The following is a 17124-nucleotide window of genomic DNA, read 5'->3' on the forward strand; positions in this document are numbered from 1 at the left end:
ATAATAAACTGACTATTATGCTAGAAGCAGACACACATCGCTGGCTGAAGCCGTTTAAATTGGTTATTATCAAAGCAGTAGATACGCTTTTTTTGCTACTATGTTTTTTGGTAACCATGTTTTTCGGTGACCATACTTAGAGTGGGCATAGAAAGCTGTATAGGATTAAATTGTTAAATTTAAGGATGAAATATGACAACATCACAGCACATTTTAGCCTGTATAGACGGCTCGGCAGTGACTGAATCGGTTTGTGATTATGCAGCATGGTATGCCAGTAAGTTAAATTTACCCGTAGCGTTGTTGCATGTGAGTGAGGTTCCAGCCTCGACCAGACGCGATTTGTCAGGTGCAATAGGAGTCAATAGCCGCCAGTTTTTATTGGAAGAGTTGACGCAGTTAGACGAGCAAAGAGCGAAGGTGGTGAACAATTATAGTAATGCTTTGGTGCAAGACGCAAAAAGCCATATCCAAGGCAACTTTACTCAAGTCGATATTCGTATCTACCAACGTCGCGGCAAGCTGTTACCTGCCATTGAACATTTTAAAGCAGAAAATCGTGCCATCGTCATGGGACGCAGAGGTGAAGATCACAAAAGCAGCCGTATTAATATCGGTAGCCAAATCGAAACCGTTGCCCGCGCATCTGACGTTCCTATATTGATTTGCTCAGAGACGTTCAAAGAACCCAGCTCATACATGATAGCTTTTGATGGTAGCAAAACCGCCATTAAAGCAGCATGGATGGTTGCAAGAAGTCCTGTATTAAAAGGATTGCAAGGTCATATTGTCATGATAGGCAATCATAACGACGCGTCAAAACAGAGCTTAAGCGCCGCAGCTGCACAATTGGAGGACGCAGGTTTTAGCGTAGCGGCACATCATTTATCTGCCTCTGATGCCGTTGACGGCTTGTTAAGGTTTCAGGTAGAAAACAACATTGATATGATGGTAGTGGGTGCTTACGGGCACTCTAAATTGCAACAATTATTTCTTGGTAGTACCACGACAGAAATTATCGCTAGTACGCTATCTCCTGTGATTTTAGTACGTTGAAAACTCGGTAAGGTTTATAATAGCGAGGTGCAATCATTGCGCCTTCAGCTGTCGATAACGTTCAATGATCATCACTGACGTTTGCTAAAGGGTCATCTCATCATACTGTTTCTGGACATGGTTTTATGCTTATTAACGCAGACTTTACTCGCCGCGCTGCCCTTACATCTGAACAACACCAGTGGATTAAGTCACCACAAAATGGGGTAGAGCGCGTGATGCTTGACCGTGTGGGTGCAGAAAAAGCACGTGCCACTAGCCTTGTACGCTATGCGCCTAATTCTTATTTTCCGCATCATCTGCATCCAGGTGGTGAAGAGATTTTAGTATTGTCAGGTACTTTTTCTGCAGATGACAAACATTACCCAGCAGGGTGGTATTTGCGCAATCCACCGACCTCAGGACACAAGCCTTATAGTGATGAAGGCGCAGTGATTTTCGTCAAGCTACGTCAAATGCCAGCTGATGAATCTCATTATGTGGCTATCGATACTAAAGATAAGGCTCATTGGCAACAGCAGAGCAGCCGTGATGTTTGTCCTCTATTCTCAGGTGATAATGAGCAAGTGAGTTTGCAGCGTATCAAGGCAGGCGAGTTACTGTTTAATGAGGCAGTCTGTGGCGGTGCAGAAATACTGGTATTAGCAGGCGAGTTGATAGATGAGGGTCAAGTTTATCAGCGCGGCGGCTGGATACGTCTGCCAGCAGGTGAGCATGCGCAAATACAGGCAGGATCTGAAGGAGCTACAGTGTATCTCAAGACAGGTCATTTAATGCAAGTGATAGGGTTGTAAGGGTAGTGATCACATTTTATGAGCAGCTCACCAGCTGCTCATATTCTACAATGTCACTATATTTTGTCACCATACTTTTATTTAGCCAACAAAAGTAGATAAGAAGCGGGGTAAGGATTGGTAACGTAAAATTTAACAATCATTATTTAAACCGCTTTCAAAACAGTTCGAAAATACAAAACGTCATTGCTTATCATTCTATACTTTGGGCATCCTCTCGTTTGACAATTTTATGCTGATCCTCTGTGCTATCGACTTTCCAGTAGCTAGACACATATAAATGCGTCTTTGGTACTGCGCGCTCAACTTTGAAGTACTGACGTAATGCTCGCATACTATGGAACTCGCAAGCTGCCCAAATAGCAGGTTGTCCTGTTAGCCACGTAAGCGTTTTAACGCGATCAAGTAATGGGCTGCTTTGTTCATTTGGATGTGCATTTGGATGCGCATTTATCACCCAATGAATGTCAACGTTGTCTGGCTTCTTGAGTAGTTGCTTATCTGCTTCAGTGGTAATCTCAAGGACTGCATAGCCGTGTGCGTCAGCAGGTAGCTGGGCAAGATTGACGGTAATCGCCGGCAGCGCTGTCATATCACCGATCAATAAAAACCAATCAGCCTCATTGTTAATCAGCTTCTTTGGTCCAGGGCCGCCTACCAATATTTGCTCGCCCACTTGGGCGTTACGTGCCCATGCTGAAGCAGGGCCTTCTGTCTCATGCAACGCAAAATCGACATCTATTTCGTCATCACGTTGAAGGCTGACGGTATAGGTGCGCATCAATGGTCGAGCCTCATCGCCTTGAGGGAATATCAGCTTAATGTACGCGCTTTCTTGATCTGCCGGAAAATCAGTCAGTCCAGCACCGCCAAGCGTGACACGGCACATATGTGGCGTGAGGTATTTACTGCCAATTACATCTAGCATTCTTGGGGTGGGTTTTGCCATTTTAATACCTTCCTCCATTTAATTGTTTCATGTTTGAAGTCATTTTTGATCCATTTGGTCAAGTTCGTTCAGATTGAGGACACGTCTAGTAAGCGTAAGTTCTACATTGCCTAAAAACTGGCCTTTAGGCTGACGGACATTTGGCGCTCCGGTCCCATCCAGCAATTATTAATATCATAACAAGCGCCGACGTAGGTCTTATCAAAGAGATTGTTGATACTCGCGCCGACAGTGAGCATCGGATTGATTTGATAATTGCCGCCAATGTCTACCAAAGTCACGCTTGGCAGCTCATCTGAATTTTGTTTATCAAGTTGCATACCGCCTTCATAGCGCATGCCAGCATTGAGACTGAGCTTGTCAGTAGCATAATAATCTGCCCACAATGTTGCCTTGTGTTTAGCCGTTTGCGCAGGGGTATTGCCGACCACCTCAGGGTTGAATTCATCTTCTGTAATTTCAGCATCGGTATAGCTGTAACTGGCAGCAATATCTACCCAGTCGTTAAGCATGTGGCTGCCTGAAACTTCAAAGCCTTTAGAGGTAATTTCACCCGTTTGCGTTTGACTTCTATAATTGATTTCATCAGCCACCACGACGTTTTTTTGGGTGATATCAAATACTGCTAATGTTCCTTGTGTGGCGCGATTGGCAGAGAGATATTTGACACCAGCCTCTAGCTGATCGGCGGTGGTGGGTTTGAAGGCTTCATTGGTAATAAAATTGCTGCCAACGACTGGCTGAAAGGACTGAGAATAGCTGGCATAAGGCGATAATCCATTATCGAAGTCATAGATAGTTGCGAGACGACCACTGGTTTCTGACGCATCGTTATCAATGGTTCTATCACTATAAATGGTACCTTTAGAAGCCTTGGTTTGCTTAGTGATACTATCAAAATTATCGTGACGTAAGCCTGCTACTACTATCAAATCTTGCCATTTCATCTCGTCTTGCACATAAAAACCAAGCTGGCTTTGTTTAATATCCTCTTCTTGACGATAAGCCTCTAAAGGCAACGTATTGGCATTGATTTGCGAAAAATCTGGGTTGGGTAAGTCAAGATTTGGCGTGCCATCTGCACCAGCATCATAATAAGTGGCGGTACTGTCTGTCTCTTGATACTCAATACCAAATAATAAATTGTGCGAGGTATGGGTAGTATCTAACTGATAAGCAAGCTGGTTGTCCGTGATCCAGTTGCTCATGCTCTCATCGGTGGTGTAGGCCACGCGATTTAGTATCTTATCACTACCGCTTACAAACCCGCTGTTGTACATATTACGCTGCTGCGCGTCGGCATCGGTATAGCGCAGAATGTGTTTAAAGGTGAGCGTATCATTGATGTCCCAGTTCACCGTGACACTCGGCATGAGTACTTCTTTGCTGAAGTGATTCCACTCATCACCGGCATAGGCATCACTGCCCAATTTGCCATAGCTGGCATGGTAGACAGTGCCAACGGCAGGCAGTGGGGTGGAAGGCACCATTTCTGGATCATCCTGATAAAACAGATTGGCAAGAACGGACACATCTTCTGTCGGTTGCCATTCCAGTGACGGATTGATCAGGGTGCGTTCTTCTTCTGTGGTTTGCATCTGCCCATTTTTTTTGCGTGTTAATGCCACCAAACGATAATTGAGCGTGTCTGAGATAGGTCCTGTCGTATCGACCGCTACTTCTTTTAGGTTTTGACTGCCCACTCGCAACTGTACCTCAGATGCTTGAGTGCTTTTTGGGGTTTTGGCGACTTGATTGACCATGCCACCTGGAGATGCATAGCCATAGAGTGAGGATGCTGGCCCTTTGACCACTTCGACAGCTTCTGTTGCGTAGATATCGACTTGCGGCATCAGATTCCAAGCCCCATCGTAGGGCAGTCTTAATCCATCGTAAAAATTGGAGTACGTTTTAAAACCGCGAATATTGTATTCATCAAAGATGGACACCGTACCGCGACTCTCAGTGCTCACCCCTGGCTCATAACGTAACGCTGCATTGACACTGTCTGCTTGACGTTTTTGTAACAGCGCTTGATCGATTCTCGTATAGCTCATGGGCGCGTCATTGGGATCTAACGCTGTTTTGGTGCCCGTGCTACGGTAGTTGTCGGCATAGACAGTAATGGTATCCAAGGTGGTCGATGGTGTCACGGTCTCATCATTATTAACGTCGTTCTCAACACTGTTTTCGATATTATTCGGCATTGTCTCAGCATAAGCTGCGTGGCTCAAACCCATTGCCAATCCCAATTGCACCGCGAGAGTTAAACGTTTTTGACGAATGGATGTAGACGTTGAGATAAAACGCATCATTATTTCCTTGTAAGTTATCAAATGCCGAAAGCGAAAGAAAAGGAATAATAACATTAATGATTATCATTATCATTAAAAATTTACAAACAAAGCGTTGTTAGTGAGGTGTCGAGTGAAGTAGCCCCATTTTTAGCCCATCAAGATGACTATGATGCAAACATGAAAATTGAAGAAACGCCCTAATATGACGATAATTTTTGGCTATAAGCAATGGTGTTTATAAGGCTTTTCTCGTATGATGCAGCCGTCTATTTGGAATCAACTTTTAGATCAACAGGCAGACAGGATTGATTACTACTATTAATAGGTCTAGATCGTTCATTGAGCAACCAAAGATTGTTAAAGGTCATATTTATGAACAGACATACAAGTCAATCAACCAATACTCAACGCTATTTTACGGTATGGCGTTGGCATTTTTATGCGGGAATGTTTATAGCACCTTTTTTAATTATGCTAGCTTGCAGCGCACTTGGCATGCTGTTGATGTCTAACCTTGCAGGTCGTGATGACGATCGCCTCACCATTACCACCCCAGAGTCGGCGATGACCGCACCTATTTCTACGCAAGCTAAAAATGCGCTGAACACTTTACCTAACAGCACGCTGGTGAAATATATCGCGCCTCGTGATACGGACACCGTTGCCTTGTTTCAAGTTAAGTCAGCCAGTCATGAGAATATGGTGGCGGTGAATCCTTATACGGCTGATATCGTCAAAAGCACACCGACTAATAGTGGTTTGTACTATACCTTTAATGATATTCATGCTGATTTACTATTGGGCAAAGTCGGTGACTATATCCAAGAAACCACTGCGTCATTAACCATCTTAATGATTCTAACGGGTTGGTATCTATGGTGGCAAAAACGCAAATCGCTCAAAGCCATGCTTATCCCCAGTGATGCTGTAAATAATAAGAAAAAACGCTCATTCATACGTACCATTCATGCGACATTGGGCAGTTGGATATCTGTGTTGCTACTGTTTTTCTGTATTTCAGGAATGGCATGGGCAGGCATCTGGGGCGAGCGTATGGTACAGGCATGGAGTCAGTTTCCTGCCGGCAAATGGGGCGTTGCGCCAATGCCGCTTTCTATTGATCACAGTCAACATCATGCTGGTATGGATATTAATAACGCTGAAGCCACGCCGCACGTTCATGGAGCAACACCAGTCACAGCACCCACGCATGGTGATGCACTAAATACGGGTAGTACCAAAGATGTGCCTTGGGTGCTTGAATTGACACCAATGCCAGCATCTGGCACTGTCGCTGGCAAGGATGGTATCGCGTCCAATATACCGATTATGATCGATACCGTAGATCGATTTGCCCGTGAGATTGGTATTGTCGGACGTTACCAATTAAATCTGCCACAGGGTAGTACGGGCGTCTGGACGATTAGCCAAGACTCAATGAGCTATGATATGAAAAATCCAATGGCTGATCGTACGGTACATATCGATCATTATTCGGGCAATATTTTGGCAGATATCCGCTTTGATGATTACAATGCTTCTGGTAAATTTATGGCGGCAGGCATTGCGATTCATATGGGGACACTTGGATGGTGGAGCGTACTGGTCAATGTCCTATTTTGCTTATCGGTTATTGCTATTTGTGTGAGCGGTTACATCATGTGGTGGCAACGCCGTCCACGTCATGCCAGTGAAAAGGTTGGACTGAATCCACCAGCGCGTGGTCTCAGTTTTTCTATATGGTGGCCGTTTGCGATACCTTTGCTGATTGTGTCCATTATTTTTCCAACGGCAATTATTGCTATTGTCGTCATCAGTTTATTGGATTTTCTGCTGATTTCTCGTGTTGGGTTTTTACAGAAACTATTGAAATAAATGAGTGAAGTAAACGATTAGACTTAATAATTGACTCGTATCTATACTGAAAATAGGGGCGTCTTTCTAAAAGACGCCCCTATTTTTTATCGTTATTGCTTTGTTTTCAAGTATTTTATTCTTCAGGCCGTATTTTTACCATTTTCAAAAACTTGAGTAGCAAGAAAGATGAGTGCAAGTGCTATATTTCATAGACTAAGCGAATTTGACACAGCCAATCATATTTTTTGGCATTGGTATTACTTCAACATAGAGATTGCATCGGCACTGGCGCGTTGTCGCTCTTCAGCATTCAGCTCGATCAATTTTCCCTCTTTCATCAGCAGCAATCGATCAGCATGCTCAAAGTAGCTGTCATCATGACTGATAATAAATAGGGTTTTACCCAGCGCTTTTAGCTCAGGAATCAAGGTTTGATAGAACACACGACGAAAAGCAGGGTCTTGGTCAGCCGCCCATTCGTCAAGTAATAGTATGTCCTTATGTTCAGCGATAGAGATTAACATGGCCAATCGTTTACGTTGTCCCTGCGATAATTTGTCTGTAGACAAGCGATGATCTATCACACTGACTTTATCCTGTAAATTTAACTTGTGTAGCCATGTATTTACGAGTGCTTCATCGGGCTGCTTTCCCTCTCTACCAATCAGTTGTTTAAAAAGATGCTGATCGCTAAAAATGGCAGAAAAAAGCTGTCGATAATCGGTATTATTTTTTGAGTCAATAAGCTGATTATCTATATGCACAGAGCCAGTGGTCGGGGTAAAAATCCCCGTAATAATCTTTGCAAGGGTAGACTTACCGCTACCATTAGCGCCGATCAAAAAAACCACATCGCCACGTCTTAAAGTGAGATTGACGTCTTTTAATATATCGCTTGAGTGAGTAGTGTTTTCTATTGCTAAGACAGACGTATCAGAATCATTGTTTTCGTAACGGTAGTGAATATTGGTCAAAGAAATAGACTGCCAGTCTGTTGCGACGGTGTCAGTGGCAAATGCTGGTTGATAATTCGCCAGCTCCAACGACTGTATTTTGTCCAAGGCGACTTGTGCCGTTTGCATGGTTGGATAAGCACCAACCGCATGCAGAAGAGGCGACTGCATAAACAAAATCGTTAAAGAAAAAGTGGTCGCAACGCCCATGGGTATATCAAGATAGTTGGACACGGCAAACACCACACCAATCGCTGCAAACATCATGATGTTCGACCAGTTCACCGCCGATAAATGATAGGTATCTGCTTTAATAATTCGCTCTTGATAAGACTGGGCATGATTTAAAAAATCATGTTTGTAGAGTTTTTCGGCGCGATGATGGTTCAACGCGAGCTCTTTACGACCTTCTATAATAGATTGATAATCTGCATATAACTCATCGTTGATCTCTCTGATGGCAGTTAGATGGTGATAGACATGTTTGACCAGAATAGTACTTATCCAAATGGTCATTACAATCCAAACCATGATAATCAGCAATAGAGGCAATGACAGCCAGCCCAAATAAAGAGCGACACCAGTAGACAAAATCACCCCTTGCACCAATTCTGGCATGCGCACAAAGGCAACGGTAATTGATTGGATATCTGAAGACAGGCTGGCGAGTAATCGCGCGCTACCCAAATGGTCTATTTGTGGGACGTTGGTATCGATGATTTGTTTGACCAGTTTGGTTCTGAGCTCATAGACAAACTTGTGACCCAAACGAGTTAAGGCATATTGTGATAAAAAAGTAGTGACCAACAGCAGTACAACCAAGGCTGAAAATTGACCCAAACTTGCCCACGATAGAGTATTAAAAACAGGCTGACTGATAAAAGTGTGATTGATAAAAGCGATGATGCCCACACTGACAGCCGCATTAACCAAATTAAGAAAGATAACTTTAAGAAAGGGCAGGCGATAGTGTGCCCAAATCATGTGGTATAAAGAGACGGTGGTGCGAGAGGACATAATGGCTCAATAATAGAATAGTTTTTTGCGTATTTTTGATGGCATAAAAGGGAGTAGGTTGTGCCTAATCCCTTTTATCTAAGTCTTATAAATGTGGTTTAACCCGCATGTCTTAAAAGTCGAAAGTCGCTGACACTTTTAGGGCAGTAGGCTCACCGGCATTTAAATATCCAGCACCCGCATAACCGCCTACTGATTGCCAATAGTCTTCTCCTGTCACGTTAGTAACCACTCCTTTTAGCGTCACGTCTTGTCCAGCGAGCATGGTTTTGTAGCGAGCACCTAGATCTAACGTGGTATAACCGTCAACTTTTAAGCTGTTGGCAGCATCGGCATAACGTGCACCTGTGTGAATGATATCGCCGGTCAAGGTCATTCCTTCAACTGCTGCTAAATCATACTCTAGATTGACGTTGCTTTGTAGCGTCGGCAGTCCGATGACTCGGTTGCCGTCTAACGTCACATCGCCCGTGTCTTTTTGCTCAGCATTTAAGTAAGTAACACCAGCATTGAAGCGCATGTTTTCACTCGGGCTACCAAATACCGTTAATTCCACCCCTTGATGGCGATTTTCTCCAGCAGCGGTAAACGTATTTGAGTCATTGATATAAGCACGCGGCTCATCGGTGCGAAATATCGCCAAACTACTGCCAATCAGACCATTGTCATACTTAACGCCAACCTCAGTTTGCTCACTCACATAAGGGTCTAAATTTTGACCACCATTGGTGACAGCACCACTACTATTAGTCAGAGGTGCCCTTGCGCCTGGCGCTAAGCTTTCGATATAGTTACCGTAAACAGACCAGTCCATGCTCGGTTGATAGACGATACCGATACTTGGTGTCCACTCACTTTTATCGTAATCAGCAGTTTGTACTTGATTATTAGGATCATAGCTGGTGGTTTTTATATTCTGATGACGCACGCCTAAGGTAGTTTTTAGTTTGTCATCGAACAGTGATATGGTATCGGCCAGCGCAAAACTTTGGAATTGCTTCTCGTTGGTTAGTTTCGGATCGTCTAAGTTACCACCGAAGATTGCTGTGCTTGTAAAAGGGACCTCAGCGTAGTCGGTAGGATGGTACAAATTGGTTGCAGGTTGATTGCCAAAATCAAACGCGAATGCCCCTTTTTCTTCTTGGTCATAGAGATCTGCTGCTAGTACCCAATTGTGAGCCACTTCACCTGTTTGCCATTTTCCGCGCAAACCGAGCTCGGCACTTTGTACCAAATCTTTTCTAGAATTATCAAAGCGATAAAACGTACCTGCACCATCAACATTGTTGACGGTTAGATTGGCCAGTGAGTTTTCTTCCTCACCACTTCGCACACCGTAAGCACCATAAGCGGTAATATTATCAGTAAAATCATATTCTCCTCGAATGGTACCAAAGACATCTTCTTCATCTGAATACGTCCAAGGCTGCGCCCAATTCTTTGAGCCGTCTGGTGCTTTTGGTACTCTAGAAACACCAGCAAGTGTGACACTAGGACGGGTCTCTTTGAGTTTGTTGTCTTGCCAGCCCAAATCAGCTGATAGTCGATACTGATCGCCTCTATAATCTAATCCTAACGCTGCCAGACCCAGTGTTGAAGATTCATCATCAATCGCGCTGTCGCCATCTTGATAAGCGGCATTAAAGCGAACGCCAAACGCATCCTCCGTGCCGAAGCGATCGCTGACGTCTACGGCAACTTTGCCTTGATCGCCCTGACCATAACCGAGTGTCACCTTACGTAGCGGATCATTGCCAGCTCGTTTGGGCAGCAGGTTAATCGTACCACCGGCGTTACCACCACTGGGTGCTGCGCCATTGAGCATGGCGGATGCCCCGCGCTGAACCTCAACACGCTCGAACAATTCCGTTGCGATATACTGCCTTGGCAATATGCCGTATAGACCATTGTACATCGTGTCGTCAGAGGTTGTGACAAAGCCGCGCATAAAGTACGCTTCTTGAAAGTTGCCAAAGCCTCTAGCGACACGAACAGTCGGGTCTTTTTTGAGCAGGTCGCCCACACTCTGGGCTTGTTGATTGCTGATATACTCATTGGTATATGAGGTAGTGGAGAACGGCGTGTCCATGATGTCTTGATTGCCCAAGATTCCGACACGGCTTCCTGTCGCTACTTGACCACCTTCATAGGCATCTGGCAACCCATCGGCTGATGCATCAGCACTACTGGTCACGACAATCTCATCGAGTACCACGCTTGGGGTATCAGATTGAGCGTCAGCACTTAAATCTGTTTGTGCCCACGCGGCTTGGCTTGCACCCAGTAGTATTACCGATGTAGACAGACAAGATGAGCACAGTGATTTTAATGACAAGGGATGGCGAGACATATTCAATAGAGTAGGGCGAAATAAAGCAGAGTATAAACGAGACAGTTGCATGAATATTTTCAGCACATAATATTAAATGCTTATTATAATGATAATCATTTTCATTACAATATATTACTGGATTAAATCTCAATATATTTTTATCGTGTTAAGTGTACGTTTTTGTTAGGCAAAGTAGTAAGTCGTCTAAAGTTGGTCAGTCGCGCTATGTTGATTAGTTACGCTATGACATCAGCAAAGATTGTTATTAGCTTAATTTAGCAGTCAGCATAAGCGGTCGGTATGTGGCTAAATACCTATTATTTACTAAATGCTTACTATTTATTAAATGTCTGCTGTTTACAGAGATATGCCACTTATAAAAAACATAATGATTATTGCGCACGCCAGTAGACTTTAATGACCATATCCTGACGTGATAATCCAAGATTTGCCTTTAGTTGCTGTCGTAATGATTTGATATTCGCTGCTTCCAGCGCGCCCCATACTTTGTCAATTTTGACAAGCAGTCGCGCAAATTGTGTATTTAATAATGCCATTATTTGCTCAGTAATATCAGTTGTTGGGGTATTAACCAGATGGCACACATTATTTTGCAAAAAATGCGCCTCATGGCGTAGTTGATTACTGAGCGTTAGGGTATGTAGATAACGGATGTCCTCTGGATCATTAGTGATGGCAATGACGAGGGGTGGCAATGGATTCTGCCAGTTTTCCAATAGATTGGCCACCGTAGGCAAGGAGGTTTCATCACAGATGAGTAAGCACTGACCAGTGCTGAGATGTTCTATTTTCTCTGGATATTCACGTACTGTTTTGATTTGACTGCCACAGTTAAGTGCGCGCGCCCAACTGCCTCCTGCCGTATCGCCATGAATATAAACGTCTATCCACGCTTGGACAGACGAGCTGCTCGAATCTCGCCATGCTTTTCGCAAGGTATAGTAGCGCTGCAAAGGTTTGTCGCTATCTTTCGACTGGTTGTTTGTAGCAGATAGACCGTCCGAATCCAGCTCAAACAAATACGCGTAGCCCGGATGAGAGAGTGGCGTACTATCAGGTGCGGTTACCAGCAGTCGATACATATTGGGGCTGGCATAATAGCCATTAATGACCGTAAAACGCTGTTCTTGAAGCTTAATCGTGCGCTTGCCAAGCTTATTGGCAGAGGTTTGCAATAGCGTTATATATTGCTCTTGTAGCGTCATAGAGTCACTAATAGGAACTATAAAATCGATAAAATATTGACGGCTGAGCTTGCTGCTGTTTGTCAAGGTATCGTTGTCATGATGGGCGGTTGTGACATTCATTAGTATCCCATCAGTATACAGCTCTGTTATCGAGGCGATCTCGTGCTCACTCACTGCCGTGGTAGTAAAGGCATTGATAAACATCGCGAGTTCATCTTGATGCTCTTCATTGACATGACTCATAAACTGGGCTTTGTCAGCCATGTCGAGCGGTGTTTTATCGAAATCGTACTGAGTAAGTGGTTGAGCCATAAAATGTCATCCAAGCCAAAATTTAAATAATTGTTCAGCAAAATTTTTTAATTAATAAATGATTGGCTGCTGATTAAGGGCAAGATGGAAATATAATAGTTAATAAGCATAAAACATTAAAATGTTAATGATTATTAATATCATCTAGGTTTTGATTACGATAATATACCATACGTTAATTTATTTACAATCATAAAAGGACTGGTGTTATCGAATGACTAATAGCTTTCTTGTAATGCTTGGCAGTGGTGACTCTTAAACCGTGTATAAACGTTATCGCCCAACCTATTTTTGCAAGGTTTGATAGCTTACAAAAATAGGTTGGGCGAGCTAAAGTCGAACAGTAGAGTGTTAAGGAGCAGGCTGAATGTCTATTTTAAATTCCCATGAGGTCGCAGTCGTCGCTGAGCTATCAGGGTAATTGATTTTATCCAAACGCACGCGGGCATAGCTATTGCCTTCAGCGGATCTAATGAGCGCGCCTTGAGCGCTGTCAACCGCTTTGGCATTTAGTTGATGGGTCATGCCATTGTAGGTATACCAGCCAAAGTCTAGGTTCGGGAAATTACCCGTATAAGCAGGATTGAGATCCGAGTCTTTACTATCAATGACCCAGCTTCTGGCACTCATCGGTTTATCGTACACAGCGGTGTTGGTAAGGTCGGTTAAAGTCGCTGCACTACCATCGGTCATAAACTTGCTGATAATGGGCTCACCTTTATCATCATAATACCCTATTGGTGTTTTTGATAAGAAGCCACCAACTTTGCCTTTATTAGTGCCAATTGCAGAATCTCCACCATTTAAAATGACGCTATTACGCTTAAAACCAATCTGCCAAGTACTGTTTTTATCGGTGCTACTTTGTCCTGTGGTTAGATCAAAATAGACCCAGTTATCATTGTTTGAGGCATCGATGGTTTTCGTCTGCACCTTGTTCGGTAGCGCCGTATCAATCCAGCGCAGAGTAGGGTAGCCCGAGGTTCCAGCATTATTATAGTAGTTGGTAATCTGCATAGCATAAATAGGCTGCTGGACGCTGCTGTCTGTCATGGTACTGCTATTATCTGTGGTGACAAGATAGACACGATTGTTCGGGTAGAGCTGATGGTTGTCTTTTAAATTGTATTCAAACCAAGGCTGTGCATCAAAAATACCGCCACTACGGTCTTCATTATAGTGCATGGTAATATCACGACTGGTATCAGGATCTTGAGTTGCATTGCTATAACGACTCAGATCTGACCAATCGATTAAACCAAAAACGCCGCCTTTACCTGCGCCAGAATCACCGCTATTTGACCAAAGCTTGACCGAACGCGCTTGATTATCAAACTTGATATCCCATTTATCTTCAGCACACGAGCTTTCAGCTTTGGCATCAAAGTCATAACAGGTCGCAGTGTTGGGCGCTAGATTGGTGACTTGCCAAGTGGCCGTTTCGCTAAAGCTGGCACTGCTCACAGGCGGGGTAGTGCCGCCATTACCGTTACTGTCACTACTGGTGCCATCACCGCCGCCACCGCAGCCAGTCATGCTGAGTGCTAAAATACTGCTACTAAACAGTAATGCCAATTTGGTCGGCTTGGTGTGAACTGCTGGGAGAATGGGGGTCATATCAGCTTCCTTGAAGGTTGTGGTTTCAGATAGAGGGTACAAAATAAGGGTAAAAATAGCGGTACAAATACACTTGCTTTAGAATGATTGTGAATTAAAGGCTTACCAATGGTAGCTGGCGCCAAGTAACCACTCGCGATTATCAATGGGACGATAGTCACTGGTATCGGTAACATCACGCTGCACATCAAAGATATTATTAATCGCTGCATACAAGCTCAAGTTTGCAGTGGCGTCATAATTGAGTTTGCTATCGAGCGTCCACCAAGACGGTGAATATGCTTGCTCGCTGGTACTAATCAGCTGTTTGGATTCATAATTGAGGCGCGGGATTAGCTGTAATTTGTCATTAAGCTGATAATTTAGTGCCAGCATCGCTTTGTGATTGGGTTTATAAGTCAGCTCGGTATCCGTCACATTGTTATGCGTTTTTAAATAAGCATAGCTGGCTTGTAGTTTGGCGCGCTCATCCACTTGCCAGTCAATACCAATATCGCCACCATAAGTTTTGGCACTATCGACGTTCATATATTTATAAATGGCGATGTTACCGTCGAAGGTAGCGTTGTCTTCATCGGTTTGGATCAGGTCATCTATCTCGTTATAAAAACCATTAACCGTCAAATTCATGGTGTCGCTCAGTTGACCTTGATAGCCGATCTGGTAACTGGTTGAGGTTTCAGGCTGCAAGTCAGGATTGCCCATGACTTTATAACCTAAATTGCTATGGTCAAAGACGTAGTAGCGTTCTTTTAGATTGGGCACGCGATAACCACCGCCAATACTGCTACGAAAGACATGGTCACGACCGCTGGTATCCAAATGGTTGTATTTAAGTGATATTTTTGGCGCCGTATGACCACCAAAGTCTTCATCGTTTTGATAGCGAATACCGCTCAATACTTCCCAGTTATCGCCGATCAGCCAATCATCTTGTAGATACAGCTCACCGACATCACGGCTGACGTCATCGCTGATAAGCTCGCTGACTTGGTTTTTCGTTTGGCTTAACTTGTCTTGCTGAACCTGACCGCCGACTTGGATAAGATGAAGGTGCTTATCGGATAGCAATAGCTCAGGTAAGTCGAGCTGGGCTTGCGCCAACGTCGTACTAATCTCTGTATCACGGGCACTAGTGATGGCTTGCTGTGTTTTAGTATTGGATTCGCTTTGATATTCCTCATGCAGCGCTTGAGCGGACAATCGATAAGTCCTGCTGCGATCATCGACATGCGGCGCGATATCAGCGCGCGCCCCGATACTAAAGCGCTGCTTGGTGATTTGCTCATCTCTTTGCTGTGCCAAATAGCGCGGCGCGACATAGTAATTAAAGCGACTAATATCGTCTTCTTTATAGTGACTGGCTTCTAGCCAATATTGAGAATTTTTGACCAGTCGGCTATCGTTTTGGTCATTGTTATTACCTGATGTGTCGTTACCGTCAGGGCGGTAGCTGAGGCGGGCACTGACTTGTGATTGCTCGCTGGCATCTTTTAATTTGGGCCACGCTTCATGATCTAAGCTTAAGCCATCATTGTCCAGATACGAGCCTGATAGACGCGCGTGAAAGCGCTGGTTTTTATCTAACGCCCCTTCCACGCTGGCTTCTACATAGCGCTTATTGGCATCTAGCTTTTTACCAGATGGATTTTGCTGCCCATTGCTGGCAATCTCGGTGGTGATATGTCCTGTTGCCGCGCCAATGGGTTTGGTGATGATATTAATGACGCCGCCCATCGCCGCGCTACCAAACTGCGCTGATGCCGCTCCTTGCATCACCTCTATCTGTTCGATATCCATATTCATATATTGGTTCAAGTTTACTGTCGAGCCAGTGCTTGCTGTAATCGGTAAACCGTCAATCAACACCAATACTTGATCACCTGTGAAGCCTTGCATGCTGACTTCGTAACCTGTCTTGCCGTGGACTTCACGTAAGTAGACATTGGGCAACAAGGCCAGCGCTTCTTTTAAAGTATGTGCATGGTTGTCATCGAGCTGCTGGCGGCTAAGTACTTGCAGGGCAACTGGCGAATCACTTAAAGCGCGCTCAGAGCGAGTCGCCGTTACCACGATAGGGTCTAAACGTGTGCTCGGCATGGCTGTATCGTTAGTCATATCACCATTCGTCTCTGCGAAAATTGGCGCTGCTTGGACTGAAACTGACGTGAATGCAAACAATGGTAATGCCACACTTATGGCTAATGGGCTACGACGCAGCAGTGAGGGATGGGTGTTTAGTCCCGTATGAGTCAACGATAAATCAAACGCTAAAATTGACATAAATAAAACAGCCATCGTAAAAAGAGAAAGTAAGAAAGTCGCGCTGCTTAAAGACCTTTTGCTACAAAAAGAGCGATCTAAAGCGACCTTTTCATAGTATTAATTATTAAAGGTTTGGTTACTTGATTCACTAGATTAAGTAACAAAGCCCAGACATAGTATTTCAAACGATAATAATTATCAAGATGTAAATGATAATTATTATTATTTACAAAGTGAAAAAATGTTGCCATAATGATTTCGCCCGAAGCCTAGAGACAAAATTATAAATGATGAACTAGCAGCGATAATTGCCAAAAGTCTGCTTGGTAAATACACTCTTGCTGCATCCTTGCAAGCACTGTAGTACAGCAGGCATTGGTTTTATCAAACATCAATCATCATCGTCGCTGCTATTTTCTGAAGATATTCATATCTCAATACTATATAGCCAAGATTGTTGGCTTTTT

Annotated in this window: 10 protein-coding genes; 3 read left to right on the forward strand and 7 right to left on the reverse strand. The window is 44.0% G+C overall.

Annotated features, from left to right (window positions below):
* The first annotated feature begins 192 nt into the window (after window positions 1-192).
* On the forward strand, window positions 193-1056 hold the full coding sequence (locus tag ACP69U_RS00065; protein WP_198331363.1) for a universal stress protein: 864 nt from the start codon (window positions 193-195) through the stop codon (window positions 1054-1056).
* A 125-nt stretch (window positions 1057-1181) separates the two neighbouring features.
* A complete protein-coding gene (locus ACP69U_RS00070; RefSeq protein ID WP_426137414.1) occupies window positions 1182-1850 on the forward strand; it encodes a cupin domain-containing protein in 669 nt (222 codons plus the stop codon).
* 193 nt (window positions 1851-2043) lie between these two features.
* Here ACP69U_RS00070 and ACP69U_RS00075 read toward each other — a convergent pair whose 3' ends face one another.
* Both ACP69U_RS00075 and ACP69U_RS00080 read right to left on the reverse strand, forming a co-directional pair.
* Window positions 2044-2799: a siderophore-interacting protein gene (locus ACP69U_RS00075; RefSeq protein ID WP_426137415.1), complete on the reverse strand. Its 756-nt coding sequence runs from the start codon at window positions 2797-2799 to the stop codon at window positions 2044-2046.
* 110 nt (window positions 2800-2909) lie between these two features.
* Window positions 2910-5114 (reverse strand): TonB-dependent siderophore receptor, encoded by a 2205-nt coding sequence (locus ACP69U_RS00080; RefSeq protein ID WP_426137416.1) that lies wholly within the window; start codon window positions 5112-5114, stop codon window positions 2910-2912.
* Between the two features lie 354 nt (window positions 5115-5468).
* Here ACP69U_RS00080 and ACP69U_RS00085 point away from each other — a divergent pair, with 354 nt between their 5' ends.
* Entirely contained in the window at window positions 5469-6971 is a 1503-nt protein-coding gene (locus ACP69U_RS00085; protein ID WP_426137417.1) for a PepSY-associated TM helix domain-containing protein, read from the forward strand.
* A gap of 239 nt (window positions 6972-7210) precedes the next feature.
* On the opposite strand, the gene ACP69U_RS00090 is transcribed toward ACP69U_RS00085, so the two are convergent.
* From ACP69U_RS00090 to ACP69U_RS00110, 5 genes are all read right to left on the reverse strand, one after another.
* Window positions 7211-8923 carry a multidrug ABC transporter permease/ATP-binding protein gene (locus ACP69U_RS00090; RefSeq protein WP_426137418.1) on the reverse strand — a complete coding sequence of 571 codons (1713 nt, stop codon included), beginning with the start codon at window positions 8921-8923 and terminating at the stop codon, window positions 7211-7213.
* A gap of 112 nt (window positions 8924-9035) precedes the next feature.
* On the reverse strand, window positions 9036-11324 hold the full coding sequence (locus tag ACP69U_RS00095) for a TonB-dependent receptor (RefSeq protein ID WP_426137419.1): 2289 nt from the start codon (window positions 11322-11324) through the stop codon (window positions 9036-9038).
* Between the two features lie 323 nt (window positions 11325-11647).
* A complete protein-coding gene (locus tag ACP69U_RS00100) occupies window positions 11648-12775 on the reverse strand; it encodes a siderophore-interacting protein (protein WP_426137420.1) in 1128 nt (375 codons plus the stop codon).
* 351 nt (window positions 12776-13126) lie between these two features.
* Window positions 13127-14392: an HmuY family protein gene (locus tag ACP69U_RS00105; protein ID WP_426137421.1), complete on the reverse strand. Its 1266-nt coding sequence runs from the start codon at window positions 14390-14392 to the stop codon at window positions 13127-13129.
* Window positions 14393-14494: 102 nt separating this feature from the next.
* The gene (locus tag ACP69U_RS00110) at window positions 14495-16675 is read right to left on the reverse strand and encodes a TonB-dependent receptor plug domain-containing protein (protein ID WP_426137422.1); all 2181 of its coding nucleotides are present in this window, start codon (window positions 16673-16675) and stop codon (window positions 14495-14497) included.
* Window positions 16676-17124: the final 449 nt, after the last annotated feature.

It is taken from the genome of Psychrobacter sp. TWR1-1-1 (genome assembly GCF_049895865.1).
Taxonomy (GTDB): Bacteria; Pseudomonadota; Gammaproteobacteria; order Pseudomonadales; family Moraxellaceae; genus Psychrobacter; species Psychrobacter immobilis_A.

What these genes read in the sequence shown, in the direction of transcription:
- ACP69U_RS00065 (WP_198331363.1), top strand. Translation starts at nt 193, where the DNA reads ATGACAACATCACAGCACATTTTAGCCTGTATAGACGGCTCGGCAGTG.
- ACP69U_RS00070 (WP_426137414.1), top strand. Translation starts at nt 1,182, where the DNA reads ATGCTTATTAACGCAGACTTTACTCGCCGCGCTGCCCTTACATCTGAA.
- ACP69U_RS00075 (WP_426137415.1), bottom strand. Translation starts at nt 2,799, where the DNA reads ATGGCAAAACCCACCCCAAGAATGCTAGATGTAATTGGCAGTAAATAC.
- ACP69U_RS00080 (WP_426137416.1), bottom strand. Translation starts at nt 5,114, where the DNA reads ATGATGCGTTTTATCTCAACGTCTACATCCATTCGTCAAAAACGTTTA.
- ACP69U_RS00085 (WP_426137417.1), top strand. Translation starts at nt 5,469, where the DNA reads ATGAACAGACATACAAGTCAATCAACCAATACTCAACGCTATTTTACG.
- ACP69U_RS00090 (WP_426137418.1), bottom strand. Translation starts at nt 8,923, where the DNA reads ATGTCCTCTCGCACCACCGTCTCTTTATACCACATGATTTGGGCACAC.
- ACP69U_RS00095 (WP_426137419.1), bottom strand. Translation starts at nt 11,324, where the DNA reads ATGCAACTGTCTCGTTTATACTCTGCTTTATTTCGCCCTACTCTATTG.
- ACP69U_RS00100 (WP_426137420.1), bottom strand. Translation starts at nt 12,775, where the DNA reads ATGGCTCAACCACTTACTCAGTACGATTTCGATAAAACACCGCTCGAC.
- ACP69U_RS00105 (WP_426137421.1), bottom strand. Translation starts at nt 14,392, where the DNA reads ATGACCCCCATTCTCCCAGCAGTTCACACCAAGCCGACCAAATTGGCA.
- ACP69U_RS00110 (WP_426137422.1), bottom strand. Translation starts at nt 16,675, where the DNA reads ATGTCAATTTTAGCGTTTGATTTATCGTTGACTCATACGGGACTAAAC.